Below are 18,586 nucleotides of genomic sequence, written 5' to 3'. Positions count from 1 at the left end.
CGGAAATCCATGACCGATATTACCGCGACTTCCTTGCCTGAACGCGCTGCGATGTCTCGCGACCAGTTGGTCCAGGGTTCACCTGCGCCTGTAGAACCGATCGACACTCGCAAAACGCCAAGCCAGTTTGACGTCAATGAAGTCTGGCGCGTCCTGATGAAGTGGCGGTGGCTAATCGTGGGCATGCTGATCGCGGCCGTCGCTGCGTCGATTATCGTGACGCTCTCAACGACACCAGTGTACCGATCCAGCGCAACGTTGGAAATCAACACGCAGCCTATGCAACTCATGCAGCAGCAGACGGACCTTCAGCCGGCAGCGCGCAATGAAGCGCAATTTTTGACCACACAAGTCGGACTTTTGAGCAGCCGTACGTTGGCGGAGCGGGTGATGAGAACCGTTGGCCTGGCTAATGACGACGCTTTCGTGAAAGGCTATACAAACCTCGCAGACCGCGAGGGCGCAGCGGTCGGCAAAATGATGCAGCATTTTGAGGTTACGCCGTTACGTGGCAGCAACTTGATCGTCATTGCCTATAGTGATCCTAATCCGGCGCGAGCGGCGCGAGTGATCAACGCGTATGCGCAAGGTTTTATCGATTCGACACTGGAGCGGCGCTATAATGCGACCGCTTTTGCCCGACAGTTCCTGCAGACCCGCCTTTCCTCTACTCGCGAGAAACTTGAAGCGAGCGAACGGGCTCTCGTCGCGTACGCTCGGTCTCAGAACATCCTCTCTCTCAGCAGCAGCAGTGCCGGAACTGGCAAGGCCGGCGACAACACTAGTCCTGCGCAAGACTCGCTGTCGGCGCAGTCGCTGGTATCATATAACGAAGCACTTTCCGCTGCGACCCGCGACCGTATTGCAGCCGAGCAAGCCTATCGTCAGGCGGCTCCGACAGCCAATGCGGCTGCCGACAACGCTTCGGCTGTTCAGGGATTGCGTAGCCTGCTCGCTGGGGTGGAAGCCGATTACCAGCAAAAGCTCGGGACGTTCCGTCCCGATTTTCCCGAAATGGTCGCGCTGCGTCAACGCATGGCATCGATCAGTAACAGCATTGCAGCTGAAACTGGTAAGATAAGCTCGGCTCAACGCGACATGCTGCGGTCGGCTTTTGTTGCAGCGCAAGGACGCGAACGCCAGCTTTTCGCGGAGGTGAATTCGTACCGCACAAATGTGTTGGATCTGCGCAGTCGAGGAATCCAGTACAATATTCTTCAGCGGGATCTCGACACCAACCGCACGATTTATGACGGTTTGTTGCAGCGTTTCAAAGAAATCGGCACTGCTGGCGGTGTCGGCGAAAGCCAGGCGGCGATCGTCGATAACGGTAGGATTCCAACTTCACCCTTCACGCCTAACGTCTACAAGAATCTAGCGATCGGCCTTTTAGCTGGCGTCATACTTGGATTGGGCTTGGCATTCGCCATAGAGTTCGTGGACGACACGCTTAAGACTCCCGAAGACGTGATAAACAAGCTTAAGGTGCCGTTGCTGGGTATCGTTCCCAAGACAGCCAAGGACGTCTCGTTCGTCGAAGAGCTAAAGGATCAACGTTCGGAGATCAGTGAAGCCTATTATACGATCATGAGCTCAATACAGTTTATCTCGAATAGCAATTTTCCACGAACCGCGTTAGTGACGAGTACACGACCGAGCGAAGGCAAGTCCTCGACGTCGCTCGCACTCGCCCAAAATCTTGCCCGTGCTGGTGCCAAGGTCGTTTTGGTCGATGCTGATATGCGCAAGCCTTCATTCAAGACTAGTCAACCTAGCGATATCGGACTGGCGACGCTTCTGGTAACTCCTGGGCGTACGATGGACCACGTGGCAACGACCGCTCTTGCCAATTTATCGCTCCTGCCGAGCGGACCAATTCCGCTGAACCCAGCAGAACTACTGGCCACGAACCGGATAGAAGCAATTCTTAGTGAGCTTTCAGATCATTTCGACATTGTGCTGATCGATTCACCGCCAGTGCTTGGCTTAGCGGACTCGCCGATCCTTTCGGCAATCTGCGATGCCACCATCCTAGTGGTGGAGGCTGGTTCAGCTCGCCGTCCGGCGGTGTTGAGTTCGCTACGTCGATTGCAATCGGCAAATGCGAGCATCACTGGCGTTATATTGACAAAGTACAATCCGAAGAACGGCGGCTACGGCTACGGCTATGGCTCGGGTTATGGCTATGGGTACGGCTATGGCTACGGCACACGTCGCCAGAAGCGTTACGGAGAAGACGCGGAAATCCGCCAACTCGATATTGATCGCGTCGCATGACTGTAGAGGAGGGTCGGTATATCCCCGGCAGCGTTGTACGGGCGGCAATGTTGGGGGCCGCCCTTGTACTCGGCTGGATGTCGGTACGCGTTGCGGTCCAAGACAGTGTCCGTGATGCTGATCCGCAATTAGCAGCGCAGTTTTGGCCCGCTGATGGTGCAAGCCTCGCGGCGCTTGCGCGTCAGCGTGTCGCTGCTGCTAGCGGCGATATCGACGATACCACGCGCGCGCTTTACCGCTCTGCGCTAGTGCGTGATCCCTTGCTTGCCGACCCACTTGCGCTCGCGGGCGTTGATGCGGCGGTCAAGGGAGATTTAAGGCGTGCCGAACGACTGATGATGGCGGCGCGGGATCGCGATCCCCGTGCCCCGCTCGCTCGCTTCTGGTTGCTGGATCATTTCGTGCGCACCGGGCACTATGCGGCAGCGCTCGATGAGGTTGGGCCAGCGATCCACCTCAGGCCGGAAGCGATAACTGCAATCATGACCGTACTAACGGCCATTGCCGCCACGCCTGACGGGCAGAAGGCGCTGACAGTTGAACTGGCAACGCGGCCGTTCTGGCGCACTGCCTTTTTCCAGACAGCGGCTAACACTACCTCGCCGGACGTCCTCCTGGCTCTGCTGGCGCCTTCATCGAGCGCCGCAAATTCGGCCGCGACGGGGGATGAGCAGCGCGCGGTGTTTGTCGCGATGGTCAACGCTGGCGATGGAGCACGCGCCTATCGGGCTTGGCAGCAGCTTCTTCCGACCAATTATCGCGAACGTGCTCACGGTATCTATGACGGCAACTTCGGTCGGTGGCCTGGAGCCAAGCCATTCAACTGGATCCTCGCGCAGGACGAAATTGGTTCTACGCGCATGGTGACTGCTGGCGATCTACCGCAGGCGACGGCACTTAATGTGCGCTACTTCGGATCAACGACCGGCGTACTGGCGGAACAATATGTGTACGCGCGATCAGGCACATACCAGCTTCGGCTTGTTGCACGGCGCCGCACAAACGGGGCGACGGGCGGGCGATTAAACATGGAGGTGCGCTGCGCCAACGGCGCAGTAATCGCCACTTTGCCGCTCGATCCCCTCAATACACAGCTGCGGGCGCTGTCAACGCCAGTAACCGTCGCACCAGGGTGCGAAATGCTGCGGGTACGTTTGGTGGGAACACCCGGCGAGATGTTCAGCGAGATCGAGGCGCAGGTCACCGGCGTCGAGTTGGTCCCTAGTGGCTGACGGCCTGCGGGCTTCCACGTGATTGCCTTCGCAATCGCGGCACTAGCCACTGTCGCTGCCCTGCAATGTGATTGGCGGGAAACGGCATGCTGACCCGCCTTCGCAGGCTGACCCAATCCAGTCTTGGACAGCGGCTGGCGGTGGCGACCTTGAGGAGCGGGGCGGTTTGGGTAGCAGGCACATTGGCGACCTTTGGCGTCGGCGTGGTGCTGGCGCGGCAGCTCGGTCCCGCGGGTTACGGCATTTACGGCACGGCGATCGCGCTGGTCACGTTGCTCGCCGTGCCGGCGCAGCTCGGCTTACCACTGCTAGCGACCCGTGAGGTTTCGGCAGCACGCGTCCGCGGCCAGGCTGACGAGGTAGCCGCCCTAGCATGGTGGTTTGCACTGACGGTCGGTACCGCATCCCTCTTTCTGGCGACTGCCCTTTGGATTTGCGCCCACGCGTTGCCGCTTGCGCCGTCGCTCAAGACGGCTCTGACCGCTGCGGCGATATTGCTACCTACACTGGCGCTCTCGGCACTCGCGACCGGCCTACTGCGCGGGCAGGAGCGCGTGGTCACTAGCCAGCTGCTCGATGTGCTGGTGCGGCCGCTCGCATTCCTCACTGCACTCCTCGTCTGGTCGCGGCCGCTTGGGGCTGGAGAAGCAATTCGTGCACAAACTCTGGCGGCCGTCGGCATTACAGCGATCGGCTTTGCCCTGTTCTACGTCCGCCTTCCTCGTGCTGCTGGGCGTAGTCCGCCGCGCCTGCGAGCGTGGACTGCGGCGGCGTTACCCATGACGCTGTTGGAGGCAATGCGCGCGTTGGAGGGCAGCTATGGTGTACTTTTGGCCAGTTATGCAGCGAGTATCTCCGACGCCGGATTACTAAGGGTCGCAATGGCCTGCTCGGCCGTCGTATCGGTGCCTATCTCTTTACAGAACATCGTCGTGGGACCGTTCCTCGCCGGTGCGCATGCGGCGGGCGAGCGCCAGCGGCTCGCGCGCATCGTCGCTGGATCAACCATCTTCATGACGATCTCGGTTGGAGCAGCAACGCTTGGCGTCGCGGTTGCCGGGGGATGGCTGCTACCGCTTGCCTTTGGATCGAATTTCGTCGGTGCCTACTGGCCGCTTTTGGTTCTCAGCTGCAATCAGTTGGTCGCTGCAGCCCTGGGGCCGAGCGTCATGCTTCTGAGCATGACGGGACACGAGCGAGTGGTCGCTCGAGCGTTTTTGGCATCTGTGATGGCGGCAGTGGCGGCAGGCCTTGTGCTTACGCCCCTGTTCGGCGCTATGGGCGCAGCTGCGTCTACCCTCGTCGCAACGATTGTCCGTGCCGGACTATTAAACCGGTTCGCTCGCCATACCTTAGGGATTAACCCGTCTCTTCTTGGCACCGCCAGCCTATTCGATACCGGTTCCCGATGCCTGCGCCCCTTTCTAACATGGTCGCTCAAGCGCGGCCGTGGTCCGAATTAGAAAGGACAAAAGATATGACGAATTCACTGATCGGGCGAGGACGGCACAAGACGCGCGCTGCTCACGCTACGTCGTTCGACGGTAGTAATGCTACAGTCAGTTCGTTCCCAACACGCGATCCTGATACCCGTACCACTTTCCGTACCAAAGCAGCACTCGAGGCCGGCGGTGACATCCCAATCCTCCACTACGCAATCCGCGACGGCAATCAGCAGACAGCAGGCTCTGCCCTTTCACGCCAGGTGCATGAAAGCGTAGTAGCTCAGCTGTGGCTTGGTCGAAGCCGGAACAAGCGCCAAGGCGACCAAGCTCAGGCGAGCGACGATCAATACCGTATCTGGCGAGCACCCCGTAACCGCGCCAATCCTCCTCAAGGAATCGCAGTCGTCATAGCTTTCCCGCGATCGCTGCAATGGAGTGATACGTGAGTCCGGTTACTGCTCTTGCCTGGAAGTTGCCGCCGCCCTTTAGGCGTGCAGGCCGGGGAGCGCTCAACTATCTCGACCGCATCACCACCTGGATAGTCATACTGCGTGAGGTCAAAGGCGTAACTCCAGCCGACCGCCGCTGGCTGCGCCGGTCGGCGCTCGCTGCGCCAGCAACCGCTTGGGGTCGCTTTTATAGCTGGCGCAACCCGGTACTTCTGCACGACGTCGATATCGACGTGCCAACGCTCGGTCGCTTTTTCGCACACGCGCATAGCGACGAATTGTACCTGCTATTGCCCCGCCGCGAAGCAGCGGTCTATGCAGCCGCCCGCGCGCTACTCCATCCCGGTGACACCGTCGTCGACGCAGGCGCCAATATTGGCGCGTTCAGCGTATTCGCTGGCCGACTGATTGGGCCTTCCGGTAGGTTGGTTCCGATCGAGATGATCCCGCGCACCGCGGCACGCCTGCGCGCCAACCTTGCGCGCAACGGGGTGGAAGCGGACGTCGTGGAGGCAGCACTTGCCTCGAGTTCGGGGCGTACTGTCACCGCTGCGATCGACCCAGCAATATCCGGACAGGCTACGCTCGTACTCGCGCACACGCTTGACCGACCGAGAATGCTCTCGGTGGTGACGCGCACGCTCGATGAGGTGCTCGCGGACGTGGCCGAGATTGCGCTACTCAAGATCGATATTGAAGGCGCCGAGATCGATGCGTTGGCAGGCGCTGCGGCGACACTAGCGCGCACACGGGCAATCATCTTTGAACAGCTTGATGACACCGGGGCTATCGCAGCAGAAATTGCTAGGGCTGGCTTCGCAGTGAAGCGGCTCGACCGGCACAATTATCTTGCCCAGCGTACAGGCGGCTGAATGGCCAGGATTGCGCTACTGCTCCCAAGCCTTGAGCCAGGGGGCACCGAGCGTGTCACGCTCACGCTCGCCGAGGAGTTCTTGCGGCTGGGTGACGATGTCGACCTGCTGTTGCTGCGCCAAGAGGGCGCGTTGTTGGACGCGGTTCCCGTCGGCGTGCGCTTGGTTCCGTTGGAGGCCAGACGGTTACGCAATGCGGTTCGCCCACTTAAGGACTATTGCACACAGGTGCGGCCTGATGTCCTGCTCGCCTCCATGTGGCCGCTGACCAGCATCGCGGTGTGGGCGGCGCGGCGCAGTCGAACACGGGTCGTGGTGGCCGAGCATAATACGCTGTCCGTCGAGGCACAGACCTGGCCAGCGAGCGCGCGCGCCTTGCTGCGCCCTGCCGTGCGGTGGAGCCACCGCCAAGCTGCAGCCCGGATTGCCGTGTCGCAAGGCGCAGCCGACGACCTAGCGTTGCTCTGCGGCCTGCCTCGTAGCGCCGTGCACGCCATCCATAACCCGATAGCGCCCCCCTCTCCGCCTCAACCCGGCAACCTTCCCGATTGGGGCAGCGCCGGGCGACGCATCCTGAGCGTCGGCACGCTGAAGCCTCAGAAAAACCACCTCCTGCTGCTCGACGCCTTCGCTCGCATGGCTCGACCGGGTGACCGGCTGGCGATCGTTGGTAAAGGGAGTGAACGCGCAGCGATCGAGCAAGCTGCGGAAAAGCTCGGCATAGCGAGTCAGCTGCTGCTCCCCGGCCACGCGCCGGATCCGGAGCGCTGGTATGCATCGGCGGATCTATTCGTGCTGTCCTCGGACTATGAAGGTTTTGCCAACGTCGTGGCCGAAGCGCTCGGCTATGGTCTGACGGTAGTATCTACGGATTGCCCAAGTGGACCGGCTGAGATTCTGAAGGGCCTTGGCCGACTGGTCCGCGTTGGGGACGCGGTCGCAATGGCCGAAGCCATGGACGAGGCGCTCGCAGCGCCCGACGCCAGGGAGGCCGCGCGTGCGCGGGCTACTGCCTTCGCGCCGGCACCGATTGCCGCGCGCTATCGAGCACTGCTGCTTGGGACGGCCGAATGACAGTTCTGTACATCAGTCAGGATGGGATCACTGATCACATCGGCCAAAGTCAAATCGCGCCCTACGTGCTCGGTCTGGCCGCGCGCGGCTATGACATCCACCTTCTCAGCGCGGAGAAGGATGGCAGAGAGGCGCTGATTGCCGATTATCAGGCGCGCTTTGCATCCGTTGGTGTGCGCTGGACAACAATATCTTACCACAAGCCTTTGATCGGCACACTGCGCGACCTTGCCGCGATGACCCGCGCGGCAGGCCGCATTTGTCGCGCCGAACGCATCACACTCGTCCATTGCCGCAGTCACCCAACCATGCCAGTCGGCATGGCGGTGAAGCGATGGACGGGTGCCAGGCTGCTATTCGACTTCCGCGATTTCTGGGCGGATACAGGGATCGCCAGAGGCCGGTTCGTGACCGTCTTCCGCTGGCTCAAGCGCCTCGAGCGAAGGTTCGTGCTTGCCGCGGATCATGTGAATTGTTTGACTGAGCGTGCGGTGACGCACTTGCGCCGTGAATATGTCGGCACAGCCCCAGCGCCCACCTTCTCGGTCGTGCCGTGCTGCGCCGACTTCGACCTGTTCGGTTTGCCGCGTGACGTGGCGACGACCCGCACGGAACTCGAGATCGCCCAGGACGCCACAGTGCTCCTCTATCTCGGAAGCATCGGCGTTGAGTATCTGCTCGATCGTATGATGACGCTGTTCGTGCAGTTGCGGACGCTAAGACCGAACGCAATTTTCCTATTCGTCGTCAACAATGCCACCGACACCGTGTATGCTGCGGCTGCCGCTGCCGAACTGCCCCGCGAGGCGATCCGGGTCACCGGCGCGACGCGATCACGGGTGCCAGCGCTGATTGGAGCAAGCGACCTGTCGGTCGCTTTCATTCGCGCTGACCTGTCCAAAATTGGTTGCTCTCCCACCAAGGTCGGCGAGACGCTGGCATGCGGCGTGCCCGTTATCGCCAATGCGGGCGTCGGCGACCTCGACACCCTGCTCTCACCAGGTGTCAACGGATCGCTCGTGCTGAGAGACTTTGCGCCCGCCACGATGTGCGCCGGACTGGGACAGGTACTTGCGCGGCCACTGTCCTCGGCAGAAATCCGCTCATCCGCACTGGCCCTTAGCCTGGACTCTGGCGTAGATGCTTATGCCGCGATCTACGAGGCGCTTGATGTCAGGGGGTCTTGAGTGCGTGGATACCTGGCGCTGCGCGGATTTGCGGCGATGCTGAACGTCGTGGCACCAGTGGCAAGCTCACCACGGTGATGCTCGTACCAGCTTTGACCGCCACCTTTCACGTGCCGACCCGCGTGTTGGTACCTGCGAAAACGGTTAGGTCCGCCATCCGGCGCGAGCAGCCAGTATTGACTTCGGCTGCACGAGGGGCAGCAGAGGCCCGCGCTCTGCCGTACTCCGTCAACAACGATCGCTGGGCCACGCTTGGCTCAGATGGCCATCGGGCGGTGTACTCGCTTGCTGTGCTCCCCGTCGCCGAGAGCCAGCATAGTTTGTCCGACCTCTATCTTGCCTTCGCCAGGCTCGCTCCATGAGAATCCTTACGTCGATCGTGACGCATAACCGCTGTGCTCTTTTGGAGCGCTGCATTGACCATGTTAAGCGCCAAACGCGCCCATCCGATGGTCTGATAATCATCAACAACGCCAGCACTGACAATACGGTGGCGATGCTCGATGCCAATGGGGTAGCGCACATAGATCAGCCAAATCTCGGTCCGGCGGCCGGGTGGAACCGTGCGATCGCCGAGTGCATGGATGGCGGCTTTGACGCAGTCTGGCTGATGGATGATGATGGGTTTCCTGACACCCATGCGCTGGCAGCGCTTGAGGCGGGTCTTGCACCGGACGTAGCCTGCGTCTCCTCAGTCGTGTTGCGCGAAAACCAGCCGACACACTTTGTCTTTCCGTTCCCGCTACTGAACCGCGCCGGTCTGCCGGTGGTCGCGGGGCGACCGCGCAAGCTGCCGACGCTGGCAGAGCTCGGCCAAGTCGCAGGGGATGGCACTTACCCGTTCGCGCACCTGTTCAACGGCGCGTTAATAACCCGGGCGGCGATTGAGGCGGCAGGTACCGTGGACACGGGTTTCTACACATATGGCGACGAAGTGGATTATTTCTTCCGCTTACGCCGGGTGGGCAGGGTCCGCTCGGTTCTGGCAGCACGTCACTACCACCCCGATGTCACTCAACGACCGCTCACGCCCATCAAACTCTATTATTTCGTCAAGAACACGCTGGCACTGAACCACCGCTATTTCGACAAGGTACCGGTGCGAAATGTGCTAACGCTCGGCATCGGCCTAGCGCGCTACGGCGCGCGCAACGGTTGGCAAACTCTTGCAGCCCTGCTGATGGGCCGACAGCGCCGCCTCGTGCCGCGAGCCGTGGTGCGCGGGTTACGTGGACAGGTAGGAGCTGATTTTGATGGCTAATGCCACCGCGTGGATCACTGCCGTCAGCGTTCGGGTAAGCGCAGGTCTGCTCGCATGGAGAAGCTGAATTCCGTCACTGCACACCCCAGACTTTGCGGGATGGTCGGCGTGATGGGGCAGTACGATGCTGGTTCGTCGTTCTCGCTCTTCCCTCGCCGCACTGCTCCTGCGGGCCTCTTTGGAATCGGATGCGTGGCTACTCGTCGTGTGAGCCTTGACATGCCGACCGGCGAAGCCGACACGATGCTTGCTTTGAAGCAGTCTCCTGCCTGCTACGTACAAACCGTCGTTGCGATAACAGCCGGCTTTGACCGTTCGATGCCTCGAACATTTGCAGTACGACTGGCGCACCGCTGTAGGTCGCGAGTGCCGCTGACCCTTGGATCGAAGCATGTCGAATATACCTGCGGAACGCGCAAGGCCCCCATCGTCGTACTGGCAATCAGCGGACTAGCTAAGACCGAACCAGGCAAGCGCAAAGTCCGGCATGCCACATCGGCGCCTGTTACCGTGCTACGGGTAGCCTCCGCCCATAACACCGTCTTCTGCCCTGTGTTGAACACCATAAAGAGCGATGTTTGATGTGCGGCATCGCCGGTATACTAACGACAGGTTCCGTCGCGGAAGCATCTGTCAGAGCGATGGCGGACGCACTGGCGCACCGTGGACCCGACGATCAGGGCGTTTGGATCGATGGACAGGCTGGGATCGGCATCGGCCACCGCCGGCTTGCGATTGTCGACCTTTCGGAAGCAGGCCACCAGCCCTACCATTCTCGCTGCGGCCGATATGTGCTCACCTACAATGGCGAAATCTACAATCACGCGGACATCCGTCGCGCGATCGAGGCGAACGGGCCTGTTGAGTGGCGCGGCCACTCGGACACCGAAACCCTGCTCGAAGCGGTCGCTTGCTGGGGATTGTCCGGAGCACTGGAGCGCTGCAGCGGTATGTTCGCGCTAGGGCTTTGGGATCGAGAGACACGGCAGCTGAGCCTCGCCCGCGACAGGATCGGCGAAAAACCACTATTCTATGGCTGGAACGAGAATAAGCTTCTATTCGGCTCAAGTCTGGCATCGTTCAGAGCTGTCCCTGGCTTTTCAGCAACTGTTGATCCTGACGTTACCGCGCTGTACTTTCGCTTCAACTGCGTACCGGCGCCCTTCTCAATCTATCGCGGCATCTACAAGGTCATGCCTGGCACGATCGTGACGCTTGATGCACAAACCATCGCGCAACCTCCCGTCCGTCCGCCTGCTGTTCCATCGGTAGCGCCGGGAATATCGTGCGCACGCTACTGGTCGCTGACTGATGTTGCATGCGAAGGCATGGCGGCACCGGAGCACGATCCCGATCGCGCGATTGCCGCCCTAGAGGCCACGCTAACGACCGCCGTCATGCAGCAGACGATGTCAGATGTACCAATCGGTGCATTCCTATCTGGTGGAGTGGACAGTTCCCTAATCGTCGCGCTTATGCAACGTGCTATCGGCGGGCGGGTAAAGACTTTCACTATTGGCTTTGATGATCCAGATCTCGACGAGGCACCACATGCCGCGATGGTTGCGCGTCATCTCGGCACCGAGCATCATGAGCATTATATAACACCAGCTATGGCAATGGATGTGATTGCCACTTTACCCGCTATCTATGACGAGCCGTTCGCGGACTCCTCACAGATTGCAACCCATATCCTAAGCCGCGAAACACGCCGTACTGTCACCGTTGCACTATCAGGCGACGGTGGCGACGAACTGTTCGGCGGCTATAATCGATACACAATGACCAGCCGCATCTTCGACCGTCTGTCGTTACTGCCAGCGGGCGGGCGTCAGGGGCTCGGCCGGTTGATTAACGGCGTCTCGACAGACCTGTGGGATCGCATAGGAACGCTTCCTTTCGTGCCGTCTGTGCCAATGCTCGGCAACAAGGCACATAAAGTGGCGCGTGCCCTGCGGTCGGGTGGTGCACTGCGCGATATCTATGCTGCCTTTACCGAGGAATGGCATGCCGGGGTCCCTGTTCTCCATCAGTCGCGGCTTTCTGGACTAGCAGCGGACGAGGCCTTTCTTGGGCTAACCCGTGAAGAGCAGATGATGTACTGGGACATCTTGTCCTATCTACCAGACGATATCCTGACCAAAGTCGATCGCGCCTCCATGGCAGTGGGCCTGGAAGTGCGCGCGCCCATGCTCGACCGGGACGTCGTCGCCTGCGCCTGGCAGACGCCGCTCGGTTTGAAAATCCGGGACGGCCAAAGCAAATGGCTGCTGCGGCAGGTGCTCTACCGCCATGTGCCGCGTTCGATGATCGAGCGCCCGAAGGCCGGGTTCGGCGTGCCGCTAGCCCGATGGCTGCGCGGCCCTTTGCGTGACTGGGCTGAGTCACTGCTAGCGCCATCATCTTTGGCAATGATAGAGGGTCTGGACGGCGCCGCGGTGCAGATTCGGTGGCAGCAGCACTTACGCGGCACACATGACTGGACAGCAGCGTTGTGGTCCGTTCTGATGTTGATCGGGTGGCAAGTGCAATGCTGATCTACTGGATTTTTCTGGGCTTTTCTTGCTTCATGGCGCTGCTTGAGCAAGGCGTAGAAAAGGTAAACTACCGCGTCAACTTCGTGTGGGTCTTGTTTTCAATTGCACTCGCTGTGTTCATCGGCGGTCGCTGGAAGACTGGCGGCGATTGGGGCAACTATTACTCTAATCTCGAACCGTTCTACTGGCTCACGGTCGATAATGCGGCTGCTACGAGTAAGGACGTCGGCTATACCGCTTTGTCGATCGTGGCTTCGCAGTTTACGACCGGAATAGTTTTCATCACCATGTTTTCCGGTATCGTCATGGCAGGCGCGCTGATGGTCTTTTGCCTTGCCCAGCCGCGACCATGGCTCTGCATGACCGTAGCGTTTCCCTACCTCGTTGTGGTTTGCGGGATGGGATATATTCGCCAAGGCATAGCGATCTCATTCATCCTGATGGGCTTGCTGGCGCTTGGGCGCGAGGACATCAGGCGATACACAATTTGGGTCGCCACAGGCGCATTGTTCCACGCAACAGCATTGGTGCTGATCCCGCTGGGCGCGATCGCGAGCCGACGCAACCGCTTGCTCGTTATTGCGCTGGTTGCCGCGACTACCATCATTGCGTTTCGGTCGTTAATCGGTGCTCGCGCTGATGTTCTCGTCACCAACTATGTAGACACAAATGCGAGTTCCTCAGGGGCACTTGTCCGCGCCTTTATGGGTGCACTTCCTGCGGCTATTTTCCTCATCTTTCGGAGACAGTTCGGTTTACAGGGCAGCGCTCTGCTGGCATGGACAGCCCTCAGCGCAGCGGCCGTGGCAGCCGTACCGGCGGTACTAATTTTCGCATCGTCAACGGTCGTCGATCGACTGAGCCTGTACTTGCTGCCCGTGCAATGCTTCTTATACGCCCGCGTTCCCGACGCGCTTGCCCGGTCAAATCAACAGCGCCAGCTTTTCGCCGTCGGCATTCTACTCTTATACCTCGTCGTATTTTTCACCTTTGCTAACTATGGCGACCATGCAGCCTCGTGGTTTCCGTATCGCTTCTACCTGTTCGAGGACAGCGTGTGCCTCGAGTGCGGCGATCCCGGCGATAGGTCCTACTAAATGCGCTTAATAGCATTCTTTGCTGCCCCCGGTTCACCGGGACTATGCCTTACATTCCGGCAACAGCAGGGTAGCTGACATGGCCAACTACGCCCCCCTGCCGAATGCGCTCGTGCCGCTGACACCTGTTACAAAGGTCGCTTCGCGGGACGCCAAGGCACACCGTGTAACAGCCGCAGTACGGCGCCTGTTCGCACATTTGTCTGTCAGGCGACGTTGCCAGGCAGGGCGCATCTGGCTATTCATGCTCGTGGGCGCCTTTGCAGAGATGGCGAGCATCGGCGCATTGCTCCCGTTCCTGACCTTGCTCGCGGCCCCCGAACGGGTCGAGCGCTCCCCTGTTTTTGGCCAGATCATTGACTTGCTCGGTCTGCCTCAGGACCGGCTCCTGCTGGCTGCAACGCTGTTGTTTGTCACGGCCGCCGTTTTAGCCACACTGCTCCGGCTGCTGCTGCTGCGTGCGACGCAGCGCTTCGTCTTTGCCGTCGGTCACGATCTCGGCACGAGCCTCTACGACCATTTGCTCCACCAGAGTTACCTCTACCACACGCTCCACAACAGCGCTGAGATGCAGGCCGGCATCCAGAAGGTGAACAACATCACCAACCTGTTCCTGCAGCCGCTCATGCAGGGGCTAATCTCGCTTACGGTCATGATCTTCATCATCGCCGCGCTCGCGTTCATCGATCCCGTGCTCGCAGCAGCAGCGCTCGTGAGCTTCGGTGGCGTCTATGTTGTGATATCTCTGAGTGTGCGACGTGTGCTCCAGCGCAATAGCGGCCGTCTCTCTGGCCTTGCTACGCAGCGTATCCAGGCAATCCAGGAGGGTATGGGGGCGATCCGCGACGTGCTGATCGAGCGCGCACAGCCACTCTATCTCCGCAAATTCGGCCAGCTTGACCAGTCGTTTCGCGATGCGCAATCGGTCACCACCTTCCTCGCCAACGCGCCACGGTATTTGGTCGAAGGAATCGGCATGGTGCTGATCGCGGTGCTGGCGGTAGCTGCATCGCGCCAGCCCGGCGGGATAATGACAGCGTTGCCGGCGCTCGGCGCGCTTGCGGTTGGAGCGCAGCGGCTGATGCCGCTCCTCCAGCAAGTCTATTTCGGCTGGTCGCAGATGATGACCAACTACGTCAATCTTACCAACGTGCTCGACGTACTGGATCAACCCGTTGAGCGGCCAAACCGAGACGCCGTGCCGCTTGCCTTTGCGCATGCAATCGAGTTGCAAGGCGTGTCATTCGGCTATGGCACCGGGGTCCCGGTTTTGCGCGATGTCTCGATCACCATTCCCAAGGGTGCGCGCGTCGGGCTGGTAGGACGTACAGGCAGCGGTAAGAGCACCATTCTCGACATTATGATGGGTCTGCTTCAGCCACAGCACGGCGCAGTGCTCATTGACGGGACATCGCTAGCCGATGCGCAAGACCGCTTTAGCTGGCAGGCCAACATCAACCATGTTCCGCAGGCGATTTTCCTGTCCGACGACACGCTTGCTGCCAACATTGCTTTTGGCCAGGAGGCGAGCGCAATCGATATGGTTCGGGTGCGCGCCGCGGCCGAAGCCGCCCATGCGGCCGAGTTCATCGAGGCGCTCCCGGATGGCTATGCGAGCAGCGTTGGAGAGCAGGGCATGCGGCTATCGGGTGGGCAGCGCCAACGGATCGGGTTGGCGCGCGCGCTTTATGCGCGCCGTCCACTACTGGTGCTAGACGAGGCGACCAGCGCGCTCGACGCCATAACCGAAAACGCGGTCATGGAGTCGATACAACAGCTCGACGAGGAGCTGACGATTATCATCGTGGCGCACCGGCTGAGCACGCTGCAGCATTGCTCCACGATCATCCGGCTTGATGCCGGGCAGATTGTTGCCGAGGGGACGTTCGAGGAGGTGATCGGTAGTGAGGCCAGCAGCCACGCGGCCCAGGCGGTCAAGGCATGACGCAGGTGTTCGAGCCCGGACAGGGCGTGTCAGAACAGGCCGGATCGATCGCAACCGTGGTCATCCCAACCTACAACAGCTCCCGCACCCTGCCCCGTGCGCTTGCGTCAATCGATGATCGCACAGCCGAGATCCTCGTCGTGGATGACGCTTCCAATGATACGGCGGCGCTACAGACGATTGCCGCAGCGGACGGGCGCGTTGCTTTGGTGAGGAAACCGACGCGGACCAACGCAGCTCACTCCCGCGCCGTTGGGCTGGCACGCGCGGCAGGCGATATGGTGCTATTCCTCGATTCAGACGATCAATTTCTACCCGGCCATGTCGCCCGGCGACGCGAACTTCACACGGCAGAGCAGGTCAGCATCATCATCGGTCGCTTTCGGCTGAGCGATGGGACACGCGAGTGGAACGGTCCGATGGCCGCCTATGACGGTGGCGACATCGAGGACTATCTGTTTGCGCGAGGGGGTGATGCCCGATCGTCGACCATCTCCGTGCACAAGCCACTGCGGCGCGGTACCAATTTCAATCCGCAGTTAACCAAACACCAGGACTGGGCTTTCGCTCTTGCCGCGTGTCGCAACGGGGAGCGGATCGGTTTCGATCCTACGCCCGGCGTGATGATCAACATCGCGGGCGAGGCGCGAATGAGCGCGCGGTCGAACGTCGATGCAAGCCTCGCCTTCGCGCGCGATCATCTGCGTAGTGACTCCAATCGCCGTCGTTTCCTGTTGGGGCGTCTGCGCACAAGCCTGCGCCTTGGCGACGTGCATGCGGCTCGCCAGTTCCGCATTGCCCTGCTTCGGCTGACCCCCAGCCCCAGCGAGCGCTGGGGCAGCGCAGCGATGATGCTAGCGGCAAGGCTTGGTCTGGCGGCTCCCCTGCACCGGTTGCTGACGGCGCGACGATGAGGCATTCCAAGCCCGCCAGCGTCCAAGCGCCCCACTCCGCCTCCAACGAGGAGGCGGACGAACAAACGCTGCCGCAAATCGTCCACGTCATCCCCTATGATGACATCGGCGGTGTCGAAACCGCAGCAGCAAGCGTTGCTGCTGGACGGTATCCCGGTTTCGTCCTCCGAAAGGCATATGTCGCGAGCAATCGTCGGTCCCAGCCGCGCGCCTATGTCTACGAGCCGGGCATTGGCCCAGAGAACAATCCATTGGCCTTCGCCCGCACGATTTGGCACTTGCTTCGCCTGCGACCGGCGGTGCTGGTACTGTCGCTTTGGCGGTCGTGCATCGTGGGACTGATCGTAAAGCTACTACGCCCGCGCACCCGGCTAGTCATCTTTCTCCATAATGTCCGCCATTCCAACAAGGTGGATGCGATACTCACCCGGCTGACCGCGCGGGTAGCCAATGCGGTTTTGGCAGACTCCGCCTCTACTGCAGCGCAGCGGCTTGGTCCTGCATGGGCGCCGCGCGTGCGGCCCATATCCTTCCTCACCACGCGCCTCGATCAGGTCGCCAGCGAGGTACCAGCACCACATTTCGTCAGCTGGGGAAGGTTGCACCCGCGTAAGCGGATTGATCTGGCATTGGATTTCTTCGCGCTCGTGCATGCTCGCCGTCCCGAAGCGCGCTTCACGATTATCGGCCCTGATCGTGGCGAGCAATCGATGCTCGAGGCAAAGGTCGCAGAGCTGGGGCTGACGGATGCTGTACGGTTCACCGGTCCCGCGGACATGTCCGAGATCGCTCGCCATGCCAGCACCGCAACCTTCTTCGTTCAGACCAGCCGGTTTGAAGGCATGGGCATGGCGGTCGTCGAAGCGATGCAGCTGGGATTGGTGCCGGTTGTGACCCCGGTCGGCGAGATTGGCAGCTATGTCGAGGACGGCCGCAACGGAATATGGTTTACCACCCCCGAGAACGCACGTGACAGGGTAGAGCAGCTACTGGCGAACACCAGTGCCTTTTGCGAGGTACGCAAGGCGTCAGTGCGGACGTGGTGCAATCAGCCCCTCTATCGCGACGAGTTTTTGGCCGCGTGCGCGGAGCTTACTGCTGGTCGAGGGGGAGCGGGCCGGTGAAGATCGTCGCTACCGTCAATGCGGCGTGGAATCTTGTGAACTTCCGTATGGGCGTGCTGCGCGCGCTGATGGCGCACGGCTTTGAAGTCGTCGCCGTGACACCACAAGATAGTACGGCGCACGCCACCCTAGAACAGGCCGGCATTCGGCTGGTCGCGCTGCCGATGGACAGCGCCGGACTGTCACCCGCCCGTGACTTGGCGCTGCTAGCGGGTTTCCGGCGCATTCTGCGCCGCGAGAGGCCTGCCGTAATGCTGGGCTACACCATCAAACCCAATGTTTACGGATCACTTGCAGCCCGTAGCCTGGGCATTCCCACGCTCAACAACATATCAGGCCTCGGTACCGGCTTCATGCGCAGGGGCGCGCTCAATCGTGTTGTGCGGGGTCTCTATCGAGTTGGCTTGGCAGGCGCGCATACTGTCTTCTTTCAGAACAATGATGACCTCACGCAGTTCGCGTCACTAGGGCTAATTCAGCCGGCACAAGCCGTGCTGCTGCCCGGATCGGGAATCGATCTAAACCATTTTACCGCAGCAGCACCCACTGACGCGATGCGGCCACTGCGTTTTCTGCTGGTCGCGAGAATGCTGTGGGACAAGGGCGTTGGCGAATATGTAGAGGCGGCGCGGATCGTACAGCGCCAGCATCCACATGTCCGTTTCGGGTTACTCGGCGGACTTGGTGCCGAGAACCGGACTGCCATACCTGCAAGCACAGTCGAAGCCTGGGTCCGCGAAGGCGTGGTCGACTATCATCCCGCCGTCGAGGATGTCCGCACGTCGATGGCCGATGCGCACGTGATCGTGCTTCCGTCCTACCGGGAGGGCACATCACGAGTGCTACTGGAAGCGTCCGCCCTCGCCCGGCCGATGATTACCACCGACGTGCCTGGCTGCCGCGACGTGGTGGAGAATGGCGTCGCCGGGTTGCTCTGCCGGGTAAAAGATCCAGGCTCACTGGCTGCGGCGATGTGCCAAATGATCGCTCTTACTCCTGCCGAACGCCACGCAATGGGCCAAGCAGCGAGATCGCGGGTCGAGCGCGACTATGCCGAACAGCGTGTGATCGACATCTATCTGGATCGCATCACCGCTGCGGTAAGCAGCCGTACCGTAGCTTGACACAAGGCTCCACGGCCGTGATCGCCTTTCCAGCATGAGCCAGCATTG

The 18,586-nt window shown here is 60.7% G+C and carries 14 protein-coding genes; all 14 read left to right on the top strand.

Annotated features, from left to right (window positions below; genetic code table 11):
- Positions 1 to 9 precede the first annotated feature (9 nt).
- The 14 genes from HMP09_RS13880 (at position 10) to HMP09_RS13815 (ending at position 18,538) form a co-directional block, all read left to right on the top strand.
- Positions 10 to 2,277 (top strand): GumC family protein, encoded by a 2,268-nt coding sequence (locus tag HMP09_RS13880; RefSeq protein WP_176500840.1) that lies wholly within the window; start codon positions 10 to 12, stop codon positions 2,275 to 2,277.
- A gap of 47 nt (positions 2,278 to 2,324) precedes the next feature.
- Entirely contained in the window at positions 2,325 to 3,509 is a 1,185-nt protein-coding gene (locus HMP09_RS13875) for a tetratricopeptide repeat protein (RefSeq protein ID WP_176500838.1), read from the top strand.
- 86 nt (positions 3,510 to 3,595) lie between these two features.
- The gene (locus tag HMP09_RS13870; protein WP_176500836.1) at positions 3,596 to 4,972 is read left to right on the top strand and encodes an oligosaccharide flippase family protein; all 1,377 of its coding nucleotides are present in this window, start codon (positions 3,596 to 3,598) and stop codon (positions 4,970 to 4,972) included.
- Positions 4,973 to 5,396: 424 nt separating this feature from the next.
- Entirely contained in the window at positions 5,397 to 6,275 is an 879-nt protein-coding gene (locus HMP09_RS13865; RefSeq protein ID WP_176500834.1) for an FkbM family methyltransferase, read from the top strand.
- Positions 6,276 to 7,349, top strand: coding sequence for a glycosyltransferase (locus tag HMP09_RS13860; RefSeq protein WP_176500833.1), 1,074 nt, complete (start codon positions 6,276 to 6,278; stop codon positions 7,347 to 7,349).
- On the top strand, positions 7,346 to 8,536 hold the full coding sequence (locus HMP09_RS13855; protein WP_176500832.1) for a glycosyltransferase: 1,191 nt from the start codon (positions 7,346 to 7,348) through the stop codon (positions 8,534 to 8,536). The genes HMP09_RS13860 and HMP09_RS13855 overlap by 4 nt, the downstream gene beginning before the upstream one ends.
- A gap of 358 nt (positions 8,537 to 8,894) precedes the next feature.
- Complete coding sequence (locus HMP09_RS13850) at positions 8,895 to 9,797, top strand: glycosyltransferase (RefSeq protein WP_176500831.1); 903 nt, start codon at positions 8,895 to 8,897, stop codon at positions 9,795 to 9,797.
- 54 nt (positions 9,798 to 9,851) lie between these two features.
- The gene (locus HMP09_RS13845) at positions 9,852 to 10,379 is read left to right on the top strand and encodes a hypothetical protein (RefSeq protein ID WP_176500830.1); all 528 of its coding nucleotides are present in this window, start codon (positions 9,852 to 9,854) and stop codon (positions 10,377 to 10,379) included.
- Positions 10,380 to 10,438: 59 nt separating this feature from the next.
- Entirely contained in the window at positions 10,439 to 12,334 is a 1,896-nt protein-coding gene (gene asnB / locus HMP09_RS13840; protein WP_232090313.1) for an asparagine synthase (glutamine-hydrolyzing), read from the top strand.
- Complete coding sequence (locus tag HMP09_RS13835) at positions 12,328 to 13,431, top strand: EpsG family protein (RefSeq protein WP_176500828.1); 1,104 nt, start codon at positions 12,328 to 12,330, stop codon at positions 13,429 to 13,431. Before asnB ends, HMP09_RS13835 begins: the two co-directional genes overlap by 7 nt.
- A 79-nt stretch (positions 13,432 to 13,510) precedes the next feature.
- Positions 13,511 to 15,376: an ABC transporter ATP-binding protein gene (locus HMP09_RS13830; RefSeq protein ID WP_176500827.1), complete on the top strand. Its 1,866-nt coding sequence runs from the start codon at positions 13,511 to 13,513 to the stop codon at positions 15,374 to 15,376.
- Positions 15,373 to 16,290, top strand: coding sequence for a glycosyltransferase family 2 protein (locus HMP09_RS13825; protein ID WP_176500826.1), 918 nt, complete (start codon positions 15,373 to 15,375; stop codon positions 16,288 to 16,290). Before HMP09_RS13830 ends, HMP09_RS13825 begins: the two co-directional genes overlap by 4 nt.
- Complete coding sequence (locus HMP09_RS13820) at positions 16,287 to 17,414, top strand: glycosyltransferase (RefSeq protein ID WP_176500825.1); 1,128 nt, start codon at positions 16,287 to 16,289, stop codon at positions 17,412 to 17,414. The genes HMP09_RS13825 and HMP09_RS13820 overlap by 4 nt, the downstream gene beginning before the upstream one ends.
- The gene (locus HMP09_RS13815; protein ID WP_232090306.1) at positions 17,411 to 18,538 is read left to right on the top strand and encodes a glycosyltransferase family 4 protein; all 1,128 of its coding nucleotides are present in this window, start codon (positions 17,411 to 17,413) and stop codon (positions 18,536 to 18,538) included. The genes HMP09_RS13820 and HMP09_RS13815 overlap by 4 nt, the downstream gene beginning before the upstream one ends.
- Positions 18,539 to 18,586: the final 48 nt, after the last annotated feature.

Source organism: Sphingomonas sp. HMP9 (genome assembly GCF_013374115.1).
In the GTDB taxonomy this organism is placed as follows: Bacteria; Pseudomonadota; Alphaproteobacteria; order Sphingomonadales; family Sphingomonadaceae; genus Sphingomonas.
Note: the sequence above shows the minus strand (reverse complement) of the source record. Positions and strands in the feature narration are given on the sequence as shown.